Source organism: Bacillus sp. FJAT-27445, from assembly GCF_001510665.1.
GTDB lineage: Bacteria > Bacillota > Bacilli > Bacillales > Cytobacillaceae > Bacillus_D.
Window position 1 is genome coordinate 658,884 of the sequence record NZ_LMTI01000001.1, and the last position, 19,827, is coordinate 678,710.

Here is a 19,827-nt window from a genome sequence, read left to right on the forward strand (position 1 = left end):
GCTGATATCGAAAGCTGTCAAATTTCGGACACAATTTCATATGCAAACCCTAGGTTGAAACATAACCATGATGGATTCCAATCCATAGAACAAATGGCGCAAGGTGTTCGCGACACAATTTCTTGAAGCCCGCAACTAAAAACGGAAAACGCCAAATGATTGGCGTTTGAATGACCGTTCTACCGGTTGTTGTTATTATTTTGTCTGCCTTTTTTTCGATTGTTGTTTTGGTTATCACCAGTAACGGCGTCAACTACATTCTCAATTGTTTGGCTCACTTTATCCATAAATCCGCCGTTGTTTCCTCGATTGTTGTTTCCTTGACGATTGTTTTGGTTTTCCACTTTTGTCACCTCCTCTAATAGAGTGTGCAAAATCAACCTGGTTATGCGTTCCTCTCATATGGTCCCGAATTTTTAAAAATAATGGTCATTAAACGCTTTTTCGGCCGCTTCCTCCGACCTGAATAGCGCGTCTTCATCTTCAATGACATGAAAGGTTTCGTTCAGGAACAGGGCAAGCGCATTAGGGTCTTTTGGGTGCTTCACGATCTCAGCTGGGCGTATATTTGCCACTGTCGGAGTATGCGGATTGTTATAAATCACATACACCTCGTCTCCCGCCTTTACATCCTTGGGATTAATCGTTTCCAAATGTCATTCCTCCTTCAAGTCAATTGGTAATTGTAGTGTCCTCCAGGTACCCGAACTTTATTCTTAAGGAAGGCTATTTCTTGTATTACGCTTAGCTATAGATAATTAGTATATAGGAACATTGGTTTTCTTGAGAAGGTGTTTGAAATAGCCATTCCCCGTTCACCCAGCTTTGTCCTCACCCTAGAGCTTGGCCACCCCGGGCTTTTTCCGCTTCCGAAAAAATTGGAAATCCTTCTTGTCATCTAAAACACCGTCCTAGAAACAAATCAGCCCAATTTGCCCACTTCTACGCAAATCCAATGCAAATTGAACACTACCAGGCAAGGGTGAAGAACAACCTTAAAACAATTGCAGTTAAAGATGGTGAGGACATTATCCTGGATTTTTTAAAATTGGAATAGGGAAAAGTGATAGGAAATCAATGAGTAAATAGCTATGGGGCGCACGATATCCGCGGGAGGCAAAAAAGGGGAGAAATAAAATAAAAACCCTTGAAATATCAAGGGTTTTTTAGCGTCCCAGAAAGGATTCGAACCTCCGACCTACAGTTTAGGAAACTGTTGCTCTATCCTACTGAGCTACTGGGACATGATATAAATAATAATAAAATTTTCATTTCACTCCAAGATGGCATTATCCCACCCCTGCCTCAGTGAGCCTATGCAAGTTGCGGCTCGGCAGGTGCGCTGATGATTAACCACTGAAGCTTATTCAACGTACTGAGCTACTGGGACATGATATAAATAATAAAATTCAGCGTACTTAACTACTGGGACATGATGGATATGATGTCCGGCCATTTGTTATGGCACAAAAATTATTATAGCGGCAAAAGTTAAAAAGGTCAATTAGATTTTAAATATTTTTGATGAAAAATATAATATTGGACCAAACATTGTTTGGAATAGGTTTATGGCCAATTCCGGTGCCTGTTTTCATTATACCATTCTTTTGAAACCCTGTATGGCCCGATGGTGGGGCTGCAGCTGTAGTTATAGATAACAAAAAGGGAAGCTGCTCCTTATTGGAGGCCTCCCGCCATTCATTTTAAAAATAACTTTTGTACACTTCCGTGTTTTGGCCACAAATAGAGCAGTGGTATTCAATTTCTAATGAGTCCTCGAGGGCAAGATGCTCTGTCTCCTGCTTGCAGTTTTCACAGTATCTGATTTCTGTTTGGCGCTCCATGGATCCTGCCTCCTTTTTTAAACGTACTCATTACTGTTTTGACCTATTTCGGGTTCAATAAACCAACTTTTTATAAAAAAAAGGAGGCATAAAGGAACAATCCCCAAAAAAACTTCCGAAAATAGAGTTATTTTTGCGGGAAGTCGGGCTTTTGTTCCTGTATAATTAAAATATGTAAAAAAAGGGAGGACCATGAATGACAGATTTAATACAAATGAAGGCCAAACATAAACGGCTTACGAGAGTCCAGATCCTTACCAGGACAATCGGGATATTCGTAGGGGCCGTCCTGACTGCAGTAGGGCTGGAAATATTCCTTGTCCCGAACAATGTCATCGATGGAGGGATTGTTGGTGTCTCCATTATGCTTTCCCACGTTACAGGCATCAGCCTCGGATTATTTATTTTTATCCTCAATATTCCATTCTTTTATTTAGGGTACAAACAAATTGGCAAAACTTTTGCCTTTTCCACGGTATTCGGCATTACAGCCTTATCTATTTTCACTGCCCTTTTTCATCCGGTTCCAGCTTTTACAGCTGATATCCTGTTAGCGACCGTTTTTGGGGGAATGGCTGTCGGAGTAGGTGTCGGGTTGGTTATCCGCTACGGGGGTGCCCTTGACGGCACTGAAATCCTGGCCATTTTGATAACAAAGAAAACGCCATTTTCGGTTGGGGAAATTATCATGTTTTTCAATATTTTCATTCTTGGGACTGCAGGATTCGTCTTTAGCTGGGACCGCGCTATGTATTCCATCCTCGCCTACGTCATTGCTTTTAAATCAATCGATGTCGTTGTTGAGGGGCTGGAAGAATCAAAATCAGCCTGGATTATCAGTGACCAATACCAGGAAATTGGCGATGCCATCCTTCACCGTCTTGGACGTGGTGTTACCTATCTAAATGGGGAAGGGGCTTTTTCAGGAGACAATAAAAAGGTCATTTTCTGTGTCATTACTCGTCTTGAGGAAGCAAAATTGAAGGATATTGTCCAAGGCTATGATAGCACAGCTTTCCTTGCGCTGGCAGATATTTCGGAGGTAAGGGGAGGCCGATTCAAAAAAAGGGATATTCATTAACTTCAAGGTCCTCCGCAGGGCCTTTTTATATATTCATTTTTTACAGTGTCAACTTGGAAAACTCTCTAGAAGGGGCGATGAAAAAAGCTGGCCGTATAATTCGGACCAGCTTTATTTGGGATTGTTAAACTTCAATTGGAATTCGAGCCATGGCTTTTGCGGCTATAAGAGCCTTTGCCTTCGCTTCTTCTACAATCTCAGGCGCTTTTTTCGGGTAAACATCTAAGCCTTCCGCAATGACTGAATCAAGAACATTGATGCCAAGAAAACGGAGGGCGATTTTCAAGTAACGGTCACCTGATTCAAACTCCTCCATCGGCATACCGGAATACAGGCCGCCTCTTGTTTGGATATGGATGGCGTTTTTCCCTGTGAGCAATCCTTTTGGGCCGTTTGCTGTATGGACAAATGTTTTCCCGGTGACAAATAGATTATCCAAAAACGTCTTCAGGACAGCAGGGGAGCTGAGGTTCCATAAAGGTGAAACAAACACATAGTAATCGTATTGAATAAATTCTTCTGCCAGCCCATGCATTTTCTTAATTTTACTTTTCTCCTGGTCTGTCAGGTCATCAAAGGACATGCCATAGCCCGCAAGCTTTCCTCTCGCCGAAATGAGGTCAGCGTCCATCCTTGCCATATCAAAGTCGAATAGATCAATTCTTTTAATTTCGGCATCAGGCTGTTCTTCAAGGAAGGATTGCAAAAATGCCTCGCCAATTTGCATTCCTTTCGATTTGCCGGGACCTTTTGGATTTGCGGTAATGTATAGCAGTTTGGTCATTATCATCCATCCATTTCTAAACAAAGTTTTATTACCACCATTATACAAACAAAACTTTGCTCATTAATGCACAAATATTGAATATTACGTGACCTGTTTGGATCGACAGCAAATCAGCAGTTTCCTTTTTTAAAAAAGGGTATTATATAGGAAAGGGGTGATCCAATGCTGGTTTGGTACATTGTTATTTTTTCAGCAGTTCTGTTAGGATTTGGATTTGCCGTGGACATGTGGTACAAGAAGAAGGGAATAAAAGATGTGAACCCTGAGGAGAATTCAGCCCATGTGAATGGGATGGAGAGAGCTTATGTAGAGTCGCATCTGAATCATATGCGTGATGATTTGAATAGCAATGGAATATAACAAAGTGCGCAAGCGCCTTGGTCAGCCCCGACCAGATTAAGACGGGGCCCGCAGGATGGGCCTGCCCTCCGGAGGGAACCGGCTTAAGACCTCGAGGGGCTAGGCGCTGGAGCTGGATTACGAAAACCTTTTTCGAGTTATCCACCATGTTGGATTTTAAAATTTCCTAAACAGTAAAAAGCAAACCCCCGCAAAATGCGGGGGTTTATTCTATGGTTTCCACAAGAGTGTATCCGTATTTTTTCCACATATACCGGATTCCCTGGTTAAACGACTGGAACGTTTTTACCCCAAGGCTGATCCTCTCATTAACGATGGTTTTGGCCATATCTGGGCGAATGCCGATATAGATAGGTTCTATTCCCATTAAACGGAGGGAATTCACCATTTGTTTCAATCGGAAGGCAATATGTGTATTGATTTCGGCTGAAACCCCGGAAAAATCAAACATAATCGATTCCTTTTGGTGCTCTGCGCAGTAGGAAAGGACCTTTAGTTCCATCCGGGCCAATCTCTCATCATCGAGTTTGCCAAGGATGGGTACGAGGACTATCTGTTCAATCGCCATTGGAATAATGGGAATTTCAAGCTCTATAAGCTGTTCCCTTCCTTCCTTAATGGCCGTTTCATATTCAGTGACATCCTTCCATGTCAATATGTAGCCGATCATTACCCCGTTTTCGTCATCAAGCCGGTCGACAACAATATTTGCGGAAAATGTCCTAAAAAGGGAGATTTGAGCCGAATGGGGGAATTGTCCTTTTTCAAGGATCATTTGTTCTCGCTCCCCATGGAAACGAGTGAGGCTCATCCCGATAAAATCTTCTGGGTTTTCAATCCCAACAAAAGGACCGATTTTCTTTAATAGCTGTTTTGCTGCGTCATTTATCCACACAATATGATAGTCTGAATTGGCGATTAGTATATTTTCATTAATTTTATTAAGAAGATAGTGTGCACTGATACCATTCAAGAAACGATCCAGCATTTGCATTCTCCCGTTTTTACATTATTTTTAAAAGTATACTTTAGAATTCTAATATAAACAAACGTGAAACATTTGAAAATTTTATTTGGTACTTTTAAAGCACTCAATTTGTATTTTGGATATGGTAAAATTGGTAGTAAAAAGGGGGAAATTTGAATGGATAAACTCGTACTTGATAGTTTAACGGTGGCAGTCATGGCGATCGACAAAGACTATCGGATCACAGTCGCAAATAAAATGTGCAAGACCATTTTGGACATTGATCCGGCTGAGGCTCTGGGACAGCATATTGATGACTTTTTCGATAACCCTCCGGAATTTACGCGAACTGTCCAGCACTCACTGGAACAGGAGCGAGACTTCAGGTACGATGTTTTTCCGTATACATGGGGGAAATACAAAAAAACCCTTAGCCAACGTTCATCTTTGCTTCGTGATGAAGATGGCACTATCCTTGGTGCAATGGTTGAATTCGAAGACATAACCGAAAGGCATGACCTCGATAACGAGTTCAGGGCCTTTATGGAAGCAAATTCAATCAACATTATTCCAATTGGGAAAGGCATCGGCATGATTTCAATGCAAACCCTTCCTTATGAAATGGAACGTTCCAAATTTGCGGAACTTGGGGCAGAAGCGATGCGGAAGGCCTCAAAGATGGATTTGGCACATTTAATTCTTGATGCTTCTTCTTTATCGCTGCTTAGAATGGAATCGAATATATCCGTATTCAATCATTTAATCCAGGGGTTCAGGCTAATTGGGATTTCGGTTGTCATAGCCGGAATCCGTCCGGAAATAGCCGTACATGCTGTCAATGCGGGGATTGATATAAAAGGGACAAGGACATTCACAAATATGGGACAGGCTATAGAATATTTAAGGAATGTGGAAAAATAGATACACTATTCTTTCGCTGGCAAAATAAAAAGCTGAAAGAAATGCATATTGAGGTGGTTGCAAGATGGCAAAAAAACTTTACTATGAAAACCCCTATCAGCACTCCTTTGAAACGAACCTTGCAAGGCAGGGGCAGGATGAAGAAGGGACTTGGTATGCTGTTTTAGAGGAGACGGCATTTTATCCCGAAGGCGGTGGCCAGCCATTCGATACAGGTACGTTGAACGGAGTACAAGTGACAAAAGTAGAAGAAAAGAACGGAGAAATCCGACATTATTTGCAGAGACAACTGGAACTGGAAGCAGGGGCGACTCTTGCTGGCAAAATCGATTGGGAACGAAGGTTTGACCATATGCAGCAGCATAGCGGACAGCATATTTTGTCTGCAGCATTTGACAACCTCTTTGGTTTTAAAACGGTGAGCTTCCATTTAGGCAGAGAAGAATCTACTATTGACCTGGGCATAGACTGGCTAGATGACAGCCATATTGAAGCTGCTGAAAACCTTTCAAATCAAATTGTTTTGGAAAATCGGCCAATTGAAACAAAATGGGTATCAAAAGAGGAAGCGGATAAACTTCCATTAAGGAAAGCGTTATCTGTGGAGGACGGTATCAGGCTTGTGATTATTCCTGAATTTGACTACAACGGCTGCGGCGGAACTCATCCATTCTCAACCTCCGAAGCGGGCATGATCAAGATCCTTGGTGCTGAAAAGGAAAAGAAAAAAGTAAGGATAACTTTTGTTGCAGGAAAGAGATCTTTCCACCAATTTTCAAAAAAGCAGCAAGCCATCACACGCCTTACCCCACTTTTGAATGTGCCGCAGGAGGATATGGAGGCAGCTGTCCTGAAGCTTCTTCAGACAAAAAGTTCCCTTGAAAAAAGGCTGGACGAGGCGGAGGAACAGATTATTGGATACGAAGCCAATCATATACTGCAAAATAGGAATGAAAAGGACATACCCATAGCCCGCCTATTTAAAAATAGACCCATCCAGGATTTACAAAAGCTTGCAAGGGCGATTGTTAAGGACGAAGATTCGGTAACCGTGGTACTTGTCTCCGAAAATGATGATAAGCTGCAATTGGTTTGCGCCAAAAGCGAAGGGGGCAGAGGCAATATGAAAGAAGTGCTTGGAATCGCGTTAAAGATCATAAATGGAAAGGGCGGCGGCAACGAATTGTTTGCACAGGGGGGCGGGGACGCACTGTGCAGCGGCCAGGAGCTGCTTGAAAAAACCGTCTCAAGTATGTAAAAACAAACAAGAAAGGCGCCTGTCACAAGGACAGGCGCCTTTCTGCGTATTGAGGCGGAGAACCATGCGCCACATCGCATGCTCCCAGAGGGAATGTTCCCCGGCTTACACAACTCAGCTCATCGCTAAGCTATTATACCATGGGGAGCATATATTAACAAGTATTATTTTTTCAGCTTTGATTGAGGTGTTTCATTTGCCGTCCAGGATATTGAAAAGTCCTTTGGCTAGGCTGCCTTCATCGCGAGCACCGCCGTTTTGCGGCATGGCAGCAAAGACCCGGCTGGCAAGACGGCTGAATGGTAGGGATTGAATCCATACCGAACCTGGACCCCTCAAAGTCGCAAAGAAGAGGCCTTCACCGCCAAACAGGGCTGTTTTAACCCCTTTTACAAATTCGATATTATAGTCAACTTCGGAAGTCATGGCTACCAGGCAGCCAGTATCAACCCTTAAAACTTCACCGGGCTGAAGATCTTTCTTATGTATTGTACCTCCCGCGTGGACAAATGCCATGCCGTCTCCTTCTAGCTTTTGCATGATAAAACCTTCACCGCCAAAGAAGCCGGCTCCAATTTTTCTTTGAAATTCTATCCCGACGGATACCCCCTTCGCAGCAGCCAAAAACGCATCCTTTTGGCAAATGATTTTTCCGCCGAGCTCACTCAAATCCATCGGAATGATTTTCCCAGGATAGGGAGAGGCAAACGAAACATGGCGTTTCCCAGTTCCAACGTTCGTAAAGGTTGTCATAAACAAACTTTCTCCCGTAAGGACCCGTTTACCTGCCGAAAAAAGTTTCCCCATCAAGCCGCCATTGTCGCTTGAACCGTCACCAAAAATAGTTTCCATGGAAATGCCATCGTCCATCATCATCAGCCCACCAGCTTCTGCAACGACCGTTTCGCGCGGATCAAGCTCCACCTCGACAAATTGCATGTCGTCCCCATAAATTTTGTAATCAATTTCATGGTTATTCACATTTCTTCCTCCTAAAACAATATATTCTTCCCCACAAGTATAATCGAAAAGGCACTCGAACGCTTCTTTTAATTAACCTATTCCTCCTGTATGAGATGCTTGAACGAGCTGGCCAACTACGTGAAAAGGTTTTATTGATTAGACGGGACAAAAAGGCGGCAACAGTGTAAAATAGCCATAAACTAGCGCATTAGAAAAAATGAAAGAGGAAGGAGGAAGATCGAATGCGAGGCGATATAAAAACTGGCCTTTTGGCGGATACGGAGACCACTGGCCTAAAGCCTGGGGCTGATGAAATCATCGAGCTTGGCCTTATATTGTTTACATATAATGAAAGAACGGGAGAAATTATCGACATTCTCGAAGAGGCGGAATTCCTTAGGGAGCCCCTCTCAACAGCAGCAATCCGCAATTACCCTGGAGCATATAAAATTCACGGCATTCCATTCACCCATGTTGAAGGAAAAGTGTTTGATGATGAAAAAATAAAGAAGCTTCTTGAATATCCGGATTCCGTCCTGGCACATAACGCTTCTTTTGACAGAAGCTTTCTTTATCATATGTACCCTGAGGTCAACGACATGAGATGGTATTGTACGATGAGGAATATTCCTTGGAAACAGTATGGATTTCAAAGCGGCAGCCTTCTTTCCCTTTTGAAAGCACATAAAATATCGGGATCGCAGCAGCACAGGGCACTTGATGACATTCAACAACTAATGGAGTTAATGAAGCAACCCAATCAGGATGGCTATCCTTATTTACGTGAGGTGCTTCTGAAAAAACCAATGTCGAAATATAACCCTGTTTCAAAAAAGACTGGATATCGCAGCTGGAGACAGCCTTCCACAACAAGAAATATGCCTTATCAGGGCAAATAAGCTCTATATTATTATTGTTCGGGAGTGCCAAGTAAAACGCTGAATTTAAGTGCCCGCTGAACATTTTTTAAGAATAAAACCTTTAAACCTGTCAACATTAAGGCAAAAGGGGGTAGCAGTATGCCACGGGGAAAAGAATTGGAACAGCTTCCTATGAGCAATAGCTTACCTGGAGCCGGTAAGGACAGAGGGCCCTTCACGAGAGATTCCCTCGGAGGGATGCCCCGAAAATCACAGCCTGTACCATCATCAATTAGGGAAGGCACGAAAGAAAAATGAAAACAAGCCCCGCTTAATTTGCGGGGCTTGTTTTATTCTTCTTTTAACTCCTTAATATCAATAACTGTCCTCTCTTCAAGCGGCCCTCTTAAATGGACAGTCGCCATTTGCCCATCTTGATGCAATTCATCTATCCAAACAGAAGCCCCATTGTAGGTTACATTAATTTCCGCTGACGATGAAAGAATTTGCCTAACCCTATTTGAATCCATATATTAACCCTCCTCAGTCTAGCTACCTAATATGGTAATCAGATACCTTATAAATTATCCTGAAAACCCAATTGAAACAAAAAAAGCACATTTTTTTTTAAATGGATACTTGTCCACTCATTTTTACCCTGCAAAACATAAGTTAAATTAAGATTCAGGAAAGGGGGGAAAACAATGTCATTCAACCAAAACCATAACCAAGGCCAAATGCAAATGCGCAACCGTGTAAGACGCATTGAAATCGATGCGGATCAAGTAATTATCCGGACAAATAATGTACGGATTGAGGGCTTGAAGCATGGACGAGGCTACGATTCGATGAACAATGTCGCAGGTGCGGAAGATTATAATTGGGATGATTCTTACTCAGGAATGGATGATAATGTAGGCGGCGCTCAAAACAGAGGCCGACATTGCAAGGACAGGTTCTGGATCTAGCAGGAAAAAGGACAGGGAATGGCAAGCTCATTTCCTGTTCTTTTTCCATTATTGCTTCTATTATATATCTTTCAAGTTCCAAAGCTAAAAAATGGTGAAATGCCGTGCAGTTCATTCGCTCTTAATTGTTTGTCATTGTACGAATGCTCGGGTATCCAGCTGGCATGTCTTTGTGTGTGAAAGATTCCTTTTTAATAATTTTTCTTAAAGGCAAAATACGTCTTGCAGGTTTCTTGAAGCGGGTTTATGATAACAAATGAAGTTGGTTCTTCACCACAAAAAGTGGTTTTAACGATGTGTTGATTTCCACTGCGGGCACACGCTTTCCGCGGGGCGTCAGTGGAGCCTCCTCGGCGCTTGCGCCTGTTTGTCCAGCTACAGCGCCTAGCCCCTCGAGGTCGCTTCGGTCCTTCAGGTAAAGTCAAAGAGCGACTTTTCCTTCAGGCCCTCCAGCGCTTGTCGGGGCTGACCAAGGCACTTTCGCTTTTCGTGGGTCTCCACCTTGCCGCTGCATCCCGCAGGAGTCGGTGCCCTCCGCTCCAATCAACATATAAGTTACGTATATTAATCATAAACCAGCTCTTATGGTGAAGAACCATGAAGTTATCAAAAAGGCATTTTTTACAATTTAAAGGACGATGAAGCTGTGAATGTTAATCACCTGCCGGATACGGTTAAAGTTAATGAGAAATTCAGCATAAAAAATGGGGTTGCATCCACCATTGTACAGAACTTAACAAATAATTATTTTTCATTATTTGCAATTGGTGTATTGGGTGCATCAAATTACCAGGTAGGTCTAATTAGTTCAATTCCTCAATTCATCGGCATGTTTGCCATGATCATTTGTTCGATCATGATGGGAAGAATCGGCGAGAAAAAAAGGTTTACCGCGTATTCAGTCCTAGGTACGAGGCTCTTTCTGTTATGCATGTTTTTAGTCATTTATGTACCAGATACATATAGAAGCTGGGTTTTCGTACTTCTAGTAGGTTTAATGAATTTCCCGGGATCCTTTGCGATGCTCAGCTGGCAGTCCTTCATTGGCGATCTTATTCCGGACCACCGCCGGAACGGTTTTTTTAGCGAAAGAAATAAGATTTTAACGATTGTTGGAATGGCAGCCACGTTTTTAATCGGACTTACATTGCAGCAATTCGACAAAAGCAATCCATTGCCATACCAGATGCTGTTTCTTATGGCGTTCATATTTGGGATTGCGGAGGTTTATTTCTTATTAAAGCACCGAGAGGCTAAAGGATCTCCAATGCCAAAGGCGCCAGGAATCAAATTCAATTATAGGATATTCGATTACAAACCCTATGTTTTTTTTCTTGTATGCGGCCTTTATTTCAATTTCGGCTGGCAAATGGCCTGGCCATTGTTTAGTATTTACCAAATCAGCTATGCGCATGCCAATGGTTTCTGGATTAGTATTTTAACGGTCGCAAACCAGCTGGCCCAAATCGCAAGTTTTACTTGGTGGGGAAGAATGGCCGATAAGCATGGGAACTCAAAAATGATGATTCCAGTGGCATTGGGCATGGCGCTAGCTCCAGTTACCATGACCATTTCCACTAATCTTGTTTATATAACAATAGCCAACGGGTTGTCAGGATTTTTCGTATCCGGAACTGTCCTGATCCTCTTTAATCAGCTTTTGGAAGTAACAAAAGAAGATAATCGTGGTGCTTATATCGCAAACTATAATGTACTGCTGGCAATTATCGGTTTCATCGCACCTCAAATTGGGGTATTTCTGTTAGAAGCAACGAATATTGGTGTCTCAATGGCTATCTCTTCAGGAGTTCGAGCTTCAAGCGCCATTCTCTTTTTTATGTTTTATTTATATATGAAAAATAACAATAAAAATAAACCATCGTTAAATGCCGTTGGCTAAAAAGGGTAAGAGGAGGAATCATCATGGGAAAATGTAATCTTGACCACACTTTGGAAGATGTCCAAAAAAAATATGAAACCCAAAAGCAGTTTCTGCCGTCTAATATACATGGAGCGTTTGAAGCCCGTCTCCATGAAGGCCCGGAACAGCATATATTAAATGAACTTTTTCACCTTTTAAAGAAGTATGACCTTGCTTCTAGAGAGGAAAGGGCAGAAAGGAACCTCGAACTTGAGCACATCCTGTCGGGAAAAGGGGAATAGGGTTGATAAAAATATGGGGATGGCGCCAGTAAATGGCAGCATTATTATTTTATCTTTTCCCTATAATGTGTTATAGTAGTTGAGGTTCGTTTACCTGGGTTTTCGGTAAGTGAAAGGAGAATCAGCATGTTACAAATCAAACATCCAGGAGAATGGAAAAACAGGAAATATTCCTTTTTTACCATAGCAGTCATCCTATTTTGGTTAAAAACCTACATTGCTTATCAAATTGAATTTAATCTTGGAATCGATAATAGCCTACAAAAATTTCTATTATTGATTAACCCAATCAGCTCTGCCTTGCTCTTTTTCGGATTCGCGCTTTTGTTCCGAAAAAAAGTCCAATTCACCATTATGCTGATTATCAACTTCGTCCTATCCTTTCTGTTGTATGCCAATATCGTGTACTACAGATTCTTTAATGACTTCATTACCGTACCGGTTTTGATGCAGACAAAGACGAACGCGGGACAATTAGGCGACAGCGCGCTTTCGCTTATGTCCATCACAGATGTTTTTTATTTTACCGATACGATTTTACTAGCCTTTTTAGCCGTTAAGGCCTTCGGGAAATTCAAGGAACCAGGAAAGCGTTCCTTCAGGCTGGCAATGCTGTTTGCAATTACGACATTCCTCTTCAATCTTGGGCTGGCTGAAAAGGATCGTCCACAGCTCCTTACGCGTTCTTTTGACAGGGCGTATCTTGTAAAATACCTTGGAGCTTATAATTTCACCATCTATGATGCGGTTCAAAACATCAAATCATCAAGCCAGCGCGCGTTGGCTGACAGCAGCGATATAACCGAAATTCAAAACTACAGGAATGCGAACTATACCGAGCCGGATCCGAAATTATTTGGGCAAGCTAAAGGGATGAATGTTATTTACATTTCACTCGAATCCCTTCAAAGCTTTGCCATTGACTACAAGCTTGATGGTCAGGAAGTCACTCCATTTCTTAATTCACTAACAAGAGACCCAAACACATTCTATTTCGGTAATATTTTCCACCAGACAAGCCAGGGGAAAACTTCTGATGCGGAATTCCTGATGGAAAATTCCCTTTATCCTATGTCACAAGGGTCCGTTTTCATTAACAAAGCCCAAAACACCTATCATGCAACCCCTGCAATCCTTAAAGGTCATGGGTATAATTCCGCGGTTTTCCACGGGAATTACAAAACGTTCTGGAATCGAAATGTAATGTATAAAGCTTTAGGCTATGACCGTTTCTTTGATGCAGAGTATTACACAATGAAGGAAGAAGAAACGAAAAACTATGGCATGAAGGATAAGCCTTTCTTTAAGGAATCGATCCCATTGCTTAAAAGCCTAAAACAGCCTTTCTATACAAAATTCATAACGTTGTCTAACCATTTTCCTTTTGAAATGGATGAAGGAGATACCACCTTCCCAGCGGGAACTACTGGAAATGATGTAGTTGACCACTATTTCCAGTCGGCAAACTATATGGACGAGGCAATTGAACAGTTCTTCAATGATTTAAAGGCTTCAGGACTGTACGACAATACAATGGTTGTTATGTACGGTGACCATTACGGGATTTCTGAAAACCACAATGAAGCGATGAGCCAGGTTGTCGGGGAAGAAATTACCGCATTTAAAAACGCCCAGATGCAAAGGGTACCAGTGTTTATCCATGCCCCTGGAGTCAAAGGCGGACAAATAGACAGGTTTGGCGGTCAACTTGATGTACGGCCAACTGTGCTGCACCTACTGGGCATCGATACAAAGGATTTCCTTGAATTTGGTTCCGATTTGCTTTCTCCGGATCACCATAATGTTGTAGGCTTCAGGAATGGCGACTTTATTACACCGGAAGTTACCCAAGTAAACGAGAAGTGCTATGATACGTCCACAGGGGAATTGACCGAGGACGAAGCGATGTGTTCTGAAAATGCAGAAAGAGTAAAGAACGAGCTCGAAATGTCCGATGAAATCGTACTGAAAGACCTATTAAGATTTTACACCCCGGATGGTTTCAAGCCAATCAACCCAAACGACTATGAATATATTAAAGAAGGTGTTCCTGTAACAGACACACAGGATCAATAGAGCTTGGAGCGAGGGAGAAATCCTTCGCTCTTTTTGTTCTGCATCGGATATCATTCTTCCTTTTCCATGTTGCAGTATGATACCATTGAAGAACATATATTCGCAAAAGGGGGGAGAAGATGGCTGAATACCATATATCGGCAAGGGCTCTGGCAGAATACGTTTATAGAAGCGGAAATATTGAATCCGGGGTGAGGACAGCAGCTGTAATGGCCGAGGGAACTCGAGCCCACCAGGTTGTTCAGGGAGGCTACAAAGAAGGTGACCGAAAGGAAGTGCCAATGCGAATATCGATCAATTTTGAAGGCATCGATTATAGTATTGATGGTCGCTGTGACGGCTTACTGTCTGAAAATGGGCATTTCGTTATCGACGAAATAAAGTCAACTTCCTCCAGCCTTGAATGGATTGAAGCGGATTCGTATCCTGTCCACTGGGCCCAGGCAAAATGTTATGCCTATACACTAGCAACCGAAAACAAGCTTGATTCCGTCGTCGTCAGATTAACGTATGTACAAAGGGATACCTATGAACGAAAGTATTTTAACAAGGTTTTTACCACAGGAGAATTACAGGACTTTCTTTTCGGATTGCTTCAGGTTTTCACCCCTTTTGCCAAGATGCGCCTTGCCCATCAGGAGCTAAGGACTGAATCAGCAAAAAGCCTCACTTTTCCATTCTCCAGGTACAGGGCAGGGCAAAAAGAGCTGGCGGGTTTCATTTACAGGCGGATTAAAGAGGGCGGCACGTTGTTCGCCAATGCTCCAACAGGTATCGGCAAAACGATATCCACGTTATTTCCTGCCGTTAAAGCGCTGGGAGAAGGACAAATCGAACATATTTTTTATATTACCGCAAGGACGACGACACGTAAGGCGGCCGAGGACGCATTGGCCCTTATGGCTTCATACGGGCTTCACCTTACTTCAGTCACGTTGACAGCAAAGGATAAAATATGTTTTAGGGAGGAAGAGGGCTGTAAGGCTCTAGATTGCAAGTTTGCGGCCGGCTATTATGACCGGATTAATGAAGCTGTACTTGATATAGGTAAAAATGAAACATTGATCGATAGGGAAGCGGTGGAGGAATATGCCAGGAAACACAGTGTTTGCCCGTTTGAATTCTCGCTGGACCTAGCGTATCTTGCAGATGTGGTAATATGCGATTATAACTATATATATGATCCGCGTGTGTCTTTAAAAAGGCTTTTTGACGAAAAAAGGAAACGGACAGCCCTACTGGTGGATGAAGCCCATAACCTTCCTGACCGCGCCAGGGAAATGTACTCCGCCACACTCCAAAAGTCGCATTTCCTTTTCATAAAAAGAGCCTATAAATCAACCAATCCAGAATTATCAAAGGCCGCTTCAACAGTAAACCAGCTGTTCATCGCGGTGAAGAAAAAGGCAGGCGTGGAAAAAGAATTCCTTCTTAAAGAGCTTCCTGAAGGGTTGGTAGAAGCGGTAAAGAATTTTGTTGATAATGCCGAGCATCATCTTCTATCTATTCCCGCCCCGGAGGAAGAACTTCTTGAAGCCTATTTTAGCGCGCAGAATTTCCTTCGTGCTGAAGGAGTGGCGGATGAAAGGTTTACGGTATTTCTTCAGCAAGGGCAGGGGGAAGTATCCGTTAAACTCTTTTGCCTGGACCCATCCGAGCTGATCAAGAAAGCCGGTAGAGGATTCAGGGCGAAAATCTTTTTTTCGGCAACCCTTGTTCCTTCTGATTATTTTAAAGAGATGCTTGGGGCGGATGAAGAAGACCCATTCATTTCGTTACGTTCACCTTTCGATGCAAGCCAGGTAGACGTATTTATCCAGCCATTGTCAACCAGATATAGGGACAGGGATGCCTCCTATAGCAGGATTGCCAACACAATCGGCATGCTGGTCGCCGAAAGGCCAGGCAATTATTTTTGTTTTTTCCCTTCCTATTTATTTATGGAAAAAGTATACGAGTGTTTTGAAGCAAGCGAAAACGTGGATACAATCATTCAAACCTCCCAAATGGCCGAGGAGGAGAGGGATGCTTTTCTTTCCCGCTTCAAGGCTGGCCGTTCAGGCAGCCTCGTTGGATTTGCTGTTCTCGGAGGGATTTTTTCCGAAGGCGTCGATTTGCCTGGCGACATGCTGAACGGCGTCATCATTGCAGGGGTCGGGCTGCCGCAGCTTTCGTTTGAACGCGACTTGTTAAAACAGTACTTTTTCTCAACGGATCGGCAAGGGTATGATTACGCTTATACCTATCCCGGAATGGTCAAGGTACTTCAGGCCGGCGGACGGCTTATCCGGTCAGAGGAGGACAGCGGAACCATCCTGCTGATCGACGATCGCTTTCTTAACCAAAAATACACGAGTCTATTTCCAGATGAATGGAAGTCATTTACCGTAATTCAGTAGTCCAAAGTGAAAAATAAAAAACAGGCCGGCCCACGTGTTAGTGGGCCGGCCTGCAAGAATTGTTTTGGCTTTTTTTCATGATGAAAATTTATTTCCTTTTCACAAATCCTTCTTCGCCCATGTACTCTTCCACTTCGCTATATGTTCCGAAGCTTTCCTCCAAATTGGCACCGTAATACACATTCCATAGTTCATCTTCATTTGCGACGGTAAGGACATGGTTTTTCTTGTTTACCCACAGTTCGGGTTCAGTTTCGCCGGCTTCCATGTCTTCTTCATTGCCTTCGGACAAAAGTGAAATTGACTTTTCAACCGCGCTTTTCAGTTCTTCCGCAGAAAAATCCCTTATGTTTACTAGGCCCTTTTCGTCTGTTTCATAGCCATCAAGGCCGGCGGCATACACAAATCCGTTTCCGTTTGGATGCAGGTGGTAGACGACATTTTTTTTATCCGATGTACTGCCTTCAAATTGGAAATTAACACGTCCGAGCGAAACATTCTTACGGGAAAGCTCCGGAAATGCCTCGATAATTGCGAGTTTTTCGTTAAAAGTTAGCATAATGCCTCCAGGTCAAGTTATTTCCTTTCAAGTATACCAAATCGACGGAATGAACAGCAAATAGCTTTTGGAATATTGGCTAGGATAAGAAGAGTGCACCTTCTTTCACAGTTACCCTGAATGGTTGCTCCAAAAGTAGGGTATAAGTGAAAAGAACGAAGGAATTGGAGGTTGGATTATGGAAAATAAAGCTGAAAAAAGAATTATTCCAATGACAAGCATCGACAGCGGCATTGGCCAACAAATCACGAGTGACTTATATTACTTCCCTTTCCAAATTGTAAATGTTGTTTTTATCGGGCAGCCAGGCGAGGGCAATGACTGGGTTTTGATTGATGCAGGAATGCCGCGGTCGGGGGATAATATCATCCTCGAAGCCGAGGAGCGATTCGGGAAAAACAACCCGCCAAAAGCACTTATATTGACTCATGGCCATTTTGACCACGTCGGAGGAATAACTGAACTTATCGAAAAGTGGAAAATGCCTGTCTATGCACACGAGCTTGAAATACCATTTTTACGTGGAGAGCAGGATTACCCCCAACCTGATCCCACAGTCGAAGGTGGATTACTTGCAAAAATTTCTCCTTATTATCCGAATGAAGCCATCACTCTTGATGGCCATGTTCAGCGTTTACCAGAGGATGGTACAGTTCCATTTTTGGAAGGGTGGAAGTGGATTCATACCCCGGGCCATACCCCGGGCCATGTCTCGCTTTTCCGCGCAGCTGATCGCGCCATTATTGTTGGGGATGCATTTGTAACGGTAAAGCAGGAGTCGCTTTATAAAGTGTTTACCCAGGAACAGGAAATTAGCGGTCCGCCTCGTTACTTGACTCCAGATTGGGAATCGGCAAGGCAATCAGTTGAAAGACTGGCCGCCTTAAAACCGGGTGTCGCGATTACAGGCCACGGGCGCCCAATGACAGGTGAAACCCTGTATGAAAATCTAACCCTGTTAGTCGAGAAATTTGATGAAATTGCTATCCCTGATCATGGAAGGTTTGTCGACGGGGAAAAGAGCGAATAAATAATGAGGGCAGCCCCCAAACATTCGGGGCTGCCCTTTACATTTACATGTTATTGTCTAGTTTATAAAGGTACCGCGAAATAACCTCAAGCCCCTTATCAAAATTCTCAAGATTAAAATGTTCATTTGGCGCATGGAAATTCTCATCCGATAGGCCAAACCCCATCATGACAATCGGCATTTTCAAGATTTCGCTGAATGATGCAACAACCGGGATTGACCCGCCTCCACGGATATAAGCTGTCGGAACTCCGTATACCTCTTCATATGCCATTCCTGCTGCCTGGATGGCCGGGTGATCAATTGGAGTAAGAAATGGTGCGCCTTTGTCAAATTGGGTAACCGTTACGGTCACACCCTTTGGCGCGGCTTTTTTCACATGCGCTTCCAGCAGGTCAGCGATTTCCTGGGGATCCTGGTCAGGAACCAGCCTGCATGTAATTTTAGCATGGGCTTCGGAAGGGATGACCGTTTTAAGGCCCTCACCCTGAAAGCCTCCGTAAATCCCGTTCACTTCGAGAGTTGGCCTTGCCCCAATCCTTTCGAGCGCGGTAAAACCTTCTTCACCAAAAAGTTCCGGAACGCCAAGCTGGCTGACCAGAGCGTCTTCGCTTTGGCCAAGGCTTGCAAACTCAGCCCGTTCCTCAGTTGTTAGTTCCCTGACTTTATCATAAAATCCTTCCACCTGAATTGACCCATTTTCAGCTCGCATCGAAGCAAGGATTTCAACGATGGAATGGATTGGATTCTGCACGGCCCCACCGTATAGACCAGAGTGCAAATCACTTGAAGCACCCTTAATATCAATCTGAATTCCTGTCATGCCACGCAGTCCGTAGACGATTGCCGGCTTGCCCCGCTCGAGCAGGGTCGTATCGGAAATGACAAGCACATCTGCCGCAAGGAGATCCTTCTTTTCTTCCACAAAAGAAGGTAGGGTGGGGCTGCCGATTTCCTCCTCGCCCTCAATAAGGATTTTTATATTTACCGGAAGTACACCTTCTGTCTGCAAAATCGCCTCCACTGCTTTTAAATGCATGAAAACTTGGCCCTTGTCATCACTTGAACCGCGGGCATAGAGCTTGCCATCTCGGATAGTGGCCTCAAACGGCGGAGTTTCCCAAAGTTCAACGGGATCGACTGGCTGGACGTCATAATGACCATAAACAAGGACAGTTGGCTTTCCCGGAGCCTTCATCCATTCGCCATACACGATTGGATGGCCGTTTGCTGTATAAACATCCGCTTTTTCCAGGCCAATTTGCTTCAACATTTCAGCAGTCCAGTTTGCAGCCTTCATCATGTCCTCTTTGTAAGCTGGAATGGCAGATATACTAGGAATTGCTAGATATTCCTTCAATTCATTCAACTGTCTTTCCCTGTTATGTACAAAATAATCCTGAAGCTTTTGATTCATTCCTTTTTGCCTCCTTAAAGTTCTTCCTGCATTATTTCTTTCCTCAAGATCAAAAATCCTTTATTTAAAAAATGGTCTCTTATTTATAGCCCCTCTATAACAATATCCAAAAATGGGTCTTTCAGCAAAAAAACAATTGAAACTTTTTGCTAATGGTGTAAAATTACACTATAG

Annotated in this window: 21 protein-coding genes and 1 tRNA gene; 12 read left to right on the forward strand and 10 right to left on the reverse strand. The window is 43.2% G+C overall.

The window, feature by feature from the left end; all coding sequences use genetic code 11:
• Nucleotides 1-179 precede the first annotated feature (179 nt).
• The 4 genes from AR337_RS23025 to AR337_RS23425 form a co-directional block, all read right to left on the reverse strand.
• Nucleotides 180-344, reverse strand: coding sequence for a hypothetical protein (locus AR337_RS23025; RefSeq protein ID WP_156424292.1), 165 nt, complete (start codon nucleotides 342-344; stop codon nucleotides 180-182).
• A gap of 72 nt (nucleotides 345-416) precedes the next feature.
• On the reverse strand, nucleotides 417-653 hold the full coding sequence (locus AR337_RS03295) for a transcriptional regulator SplA domain-containing protein (RefSeq protein ID WP_059170576.1): 237 nt from the start codon (nucleotides 651-653) through the stop codon (nucleotides 417-419).
• 517 nt (nucleotides 654-1,170) lie between these two features.
• A tRNA-Arg gene (locus tag AR337_RS03300) sits at nucleotides 1,171-1,244 on the reverse strand.
• A 459-nt stretch (nucleotides 1,245-1,703) separates the two neighbouring features.
• Nucleotides 1,704-1,844, reverse strand: coding sequence for a hypothetical protein (locus tag AR337_RS23425; protein WP_172797492.1), 141 nt, complete (start codon nucleotides 1,842-1,844; stop codon nucleotides 1,704-1,706).
• 196 nt (nucleotides 1,845-2,040) lie between these two features.
• Between AR337_RS23425 and AR337_RS03305 the strand changes: the two genes are divergently transcribed.
• Entirely contained in the window at nucleotides 2,041-2,925 is an 885-nt protein-coding gene (locus tag AR337_RS03305; RefSeq protein ID WP_059170577.1) for a YitT family protein, read from the forward strand.
• 124 nt (nucleotides 2,926-3,049) lie between these two features.
• On the opposite strand, the gene AR337_RS03310 is transcribed toward AR337_RS03305, so the two are convergent.
• The gene (locus tag AR337_RS03310; protein WP_059170578.1) at nucleotides 3,050-3,709 is read right to left on the reverse strand and encodes an FMN-dependent NADH-azoreductase; all 660 of its coding nucleotides are present in this window, start codon (nucleotides 3,707-3,709) and stop codon (nucleotides 3,050-3,052) included.
• A 165-nt stretch (nucleotides 3,710-3,874) separates the two neighbouring features.
• Between AR337_RS03310 and AR337_RS03315 the strand changes: the two genes are divergently transcribed.
• Nucleotides 3,875-4,072: a hypothetical protein gene (locus AR337_RS03315; RefSeq protein ID WP_156424293.1), complete on the forward strand. Its 198-nt coding sequence runs from the start codon at nucleotides 3,875-3,877 to the stop codon at nucleotides 4,070-4,072.
• A 205-nt stretch (nucleotides 4,073-4,277) separates the two neighbouring features.
• Here the strand turns inward: AR337_RS03315 and AR337_RS03320 are convergent, their stop codons facing one another.
• Nucleotides 4,278-5,060: a PAS domain-containing protein gene (locus AR337_RS03320; RefSeq protein WP_059170579.1), complete on the reverse strand. Its 783-nt coding sequence runs from the start codon at nucleotides 5,058-5,060 to the stop codon at nucleotides 4,278-4,280.
• Nucleotides 5,061-5,216: 156 nt separating this feature from the next.
• Between AR337_RS03320 and AR337_RS03325 the strand changes: the two genes are divergently transcribed.
• Nucleotides 5,217-5,960, forward strand: a complete 744-nt coding sequence (locus AR337_RS03325) for an STAS domain-containing protein (RefSeq protein ID WP_059170580.1) — start codon at nucleotides 5,217-5,219, stop codon at nucleotides 5,958-5,960.
• A 64-nt stretch (nucleotides 5,961-6,024) separates the two neighbouring features.
• Complete coding sequence (locus AR337_RS03330; RefSeq protein ID WP_059170581.1) at nucleotides 6,025-7,218, forward strand: DHHA1 domain-containing protein; 1,194 nt, start codon at nucleotides 6,025-6,027, stop codon at nucleotides 7,216-7,218.
• A gap of 192 nt (nucleotides 7,219-7,410) precedes the next feature.
• On the opposite strand, the gene AR337_RS03335 is transcribed toward AR337_RS03330, so the two are convergent.
• The gene (locus AR337_RS03335; RefSeq protein ID WP_059170582.1) at nucleotides 7,411-8,199 is read right to left on the reverse strand and encodes a TIGR00266 family protein; all 789 of its coding nucleotides are present in this window, start codon (nucleotides 8,197-8,199) and stop codon (nucleotides 7,411-7,413) included.
• A 224-nt stretch (nucleotides 8,200-8,423) separates the two neighbouring features.
• Between AR337_RS03335 and AR337_RS03340 the strand changes: the two genes are divergently transcribed.
• Together AR337_RS03340 and AR337_RS23430 are read left to right on the forward strand one after the other, a co-directional pair.
• Nucleotides 8,424-9,080 (forward strand): exonuclease domain-containing protein, encoded by a 657-nt coding sequence (locus AR337_RS03340; protein WP_059170583.1) that lies wholly within the window; start codon nucleotides 8,424-8,426, stop codon nucleotides 9,078-9,080.
• A 120-nt stretch (nucleotides 9,081-9,200) separates the two neighbouring features.
• The gene (locus AR337_RS23430; protein ID WP_059170584.1) at nucleotides 9,201-9,359 is read left to right on the forward strand and encodes a hypothetical protein; all 159 of its coding nucleotides are present in this window, start codon (nucleotides 9,201-9,203) and stop codon (nucleotides 9,357-9,359) included.
• A gap of 32 nt (nucleotides 9,360-9,391) precedes the next feature.
• On the opposite strand, the gene AR337_RS03350 is transcribed toward AR337_RS23430, so the two are convergent.
• On the reverse strand, nucleotides 9,392-9,571 hold the full coding sequence (locus AR337_RS03350; protein ID WP_059170585.1) for an H-type small acid-soluble spore protein: 180 nt from the start codon (nucleotides 9,569-9,571) through the stop codon (nucleotides 9,392-9,394).
• Between the two features lie 174 nt (nucleotides 9,572-9,745).
• Between AR337_RS03350 and AR337_RS03355 the strand changes: the two genes are divergently transcribed.
• The 5 genes from AR337_RS03355 to AR337_RS03375 all read left to right on the forward strand — a co-directional run bounded on the left by AR337_RS03355 (nucleotide 9,746) and on the right by AR337_RS03375 (nucleotide 16,647).
• Nucleotides 9,746-10,009, forward strand: a complete 264-nt coding sequence (locus AR337_RS03355; protein WP_059170586.1) for a hypothetical protein — start codon at nucleotides 9,746-9,748, stop codon at nucleotides 10,007-10,009.
• Nucleotides 10,010-10,655: 646 nt separating this feature from the next.
• Complete coding sequence (locus AR337_RS03360) at nucleotides 10,656-11,909, forward strand: MFS transporter (RefSeq protein ID WP_082686814.1); 1,254 nt, start codon at nucleotides 10,656-10,658, stop codon at nucleotides 11,907-11,909.
• Nucleotides 11,910-11,932: 23 nt separating this feature from the next.
• Nucleotides 11,933-12,172, forward strand: a complete 240-nt coding sequence (locus AR337_RS03365) for a hypothetical protein (protein ID WP_059170587.1) — start codon at nucleotides 11,933-11,935, stop codon at nucleotides 12,170-12,172.
• Nucleotides 12,173-12,298: 126 nt separating this feature from the next.
• Nucleotides 12,299-14,248, forward strand: a complete 1,950-nt coding sequence (locus AR337_RS03370; protein WP_059170588.1) for an LTA synthase family protein — start codon at nucleotides 12,299-12,301, stop codon at nucleotides 14,246-14,248.
• A gap of 119 nt (nucleotides 14,249-14,367) precedes the next feature.
• Entirely contained in the window at nucleotides 14,368-16,647 is a 2,280-nt protein-coding gene (locus AR337_RS03375; protein WP_059170589.1) for an ATP-dependent DNA helicase, read from the forward strand.
• 88 nt (nucleotides 16,648-16,735) lie between these two features.
• Here AR337_RS03375 and AR337_RS03380 read toward each other — a convergent pair whose 3' ends face one another.
• A complete protein-coding gene (locus tag AR337_RS03380) occupies nucleotides 16,736-17,206 on the reverse strand; it encodes a hypothetical protein (RefSeq protein WP_059170590.1) in 471 nt (156 codons plus the stop codon).
• Between the two features lie 178 nt (nucleotides 17,207-17,384).
• On the opposite strand from AR337_RS03380, the gene AR337_RS03385 reads away from it, so the two are divergent.
• Entirely contained in the window at nucleotides 17,385-18,236 is an 852-nt protein-coding gene (locus tag AR337_RS03385; RefSeq protein ID WP_172797493.1) for an MBL fold metallo-hydrolase, read from the forward strand.
• 43 nt (nucleotides 18,237-18,279) lie between these two features.
• On the opposite strand, the gene AR337_RS03390 is transcribed toward AR337_RS03385, so the two are convergent.
• A complete protein-coding gene (locus AR337_RS03390) occupies nucleotides 18,280-19,653 on the reverse strand; it encodes a dipeptidase (RefSeq protein ID WP_059170592.1) in 1,374 nt (457 codons plus the stop codon).
• Nucleotides 19,654-19,827 lie beyond the last annotated feature (174 nt).

What these genes read in the sequence shown, in the direction of transcription:
- AR337_RS03370 (WP_059170588.1), top strand. Translation starts at nt 12,299, where the DNA reads ATGTTACAAATCAAACATCCAGGAGAATGGAAAAACAGGAAATATTCC.
- AR337_RS03350 (WP_059170585.1), bottom strand. Translation starts at nt 9,571, where the DNA reads ATGGATTCAAATAGGGTTAGGCAAATTCTTTCATCGTCAGCGGAAATT.
- AR337_RS23430 (WP_059170584.1), top strand. Translation starts at nt 9,201, where the DNA reads ATGCCACGGGGAAAAGAATTGGAACAGCTTCCTATGAGCAATAGCTTA.
- AR337_RS03355 (WP_059170586.1), top strand. Translation starts at nt 9,746, where the DNA reads ATGTCATTCAACCAAAACCATAACCAAGGCCAAATGCAAATGCGCAAC.
- AR337_RS03305 (WP_059170577.1), top strand. Translation starts at nt 2,041, where the DNA reads ATGACAGATTTAATACAAATGAAGGCCAAACATAAACGGCTTACGAGA.
- AR337_RS23425 (WP_172797492.1), bottom strand. Translation starts at nt 1,844, where the DNA reads ATGGAGCGCCAAACAGAAATCAGATACTGTGAAAACTGCAAGCAGGAG.
- AR337_RS03390 (WP_059170592.1), bottom strand. Translation starts at nt 19,653, where the DNA reads ATGAATCAAAAGCTTCAGGATTATTTTGTACATAACAGGGAAAGACAG.
- AR337_RS03330 (WP_059170581.1), top strand. Translation starts at nt 6,025, where the DNA reads ATGGCAAAAAAACTTTACTATGAAAACCCCTATCAGCACTCCTTTGAA.
- AR337_RS03325 (WP_059170580.1), top strand. Translation starts at nt 5,217, where the DNA reads ATGGATAAACTCGTACTTGATAGTTTAACGGTGGCAGTCATGGCGATC.
- AR337_RS03375 (WP_059170589.1), top strand. Translation starts at nt 14,368, where the DNA reads ATGGCTGAATACCATATATCGGCAAGGGCTCTGGCAGAATACGTTTAT.
- AR337_RS03365 (WP_059170587.1), top strand. Translation starts at nt 11,933, where the DNA reads ATGGGAAAATGTAATCTTGACCACACTTTGGAAGATGTCCAAAAAAAA.
- AR337_RS03320 (WP_059170579.1), bottom strand. Translation starts at nt 5,060, where the DNA reads ATGCTGGATCGTTTCTTGAATGGTATCAGTGCACACTATCTTCTTAAT.
- AR337_RS03340 (WP_059170583.1), top strand. Translation starts at nt 8,424, where the DNA reads ATGCGAGGCGATATAAAAACTGGCCTTTTGGCGGATACGGAGACCACT.
- AR337_RS03315 (WP_156424293.1), top strand. Translation starts at nt 3,875, where the DNA reads ATGCTGGTTTGGTACATTGTTATTTTTTCAGCAGTTCTGTTAGGATTT.
- AR337_RS03380 (WP_059170590.1), bottom strand. Translation starts at nt 17,206, where the DNA reads ATGCTAACTTTTAACGAAAAACTCGCAATTATCGAGGCATTTCCGGAG.
- AR337_RS03310 (WP_059170578.1), bottom strand. Translation starts at nt 3,709, where the DNA reads ATGACCAAACTGCTATACATTACCGCAAATCCAAAAGGTCCCGGCAAA.
- AR337_RS03385 (WP_172797493.1), top strand. Translation starts at nt 17,385, where the DNA reads ATGGAAAATAAAGCTGAAAAAAGAATTATTCCAATGACAAGCATCGAC.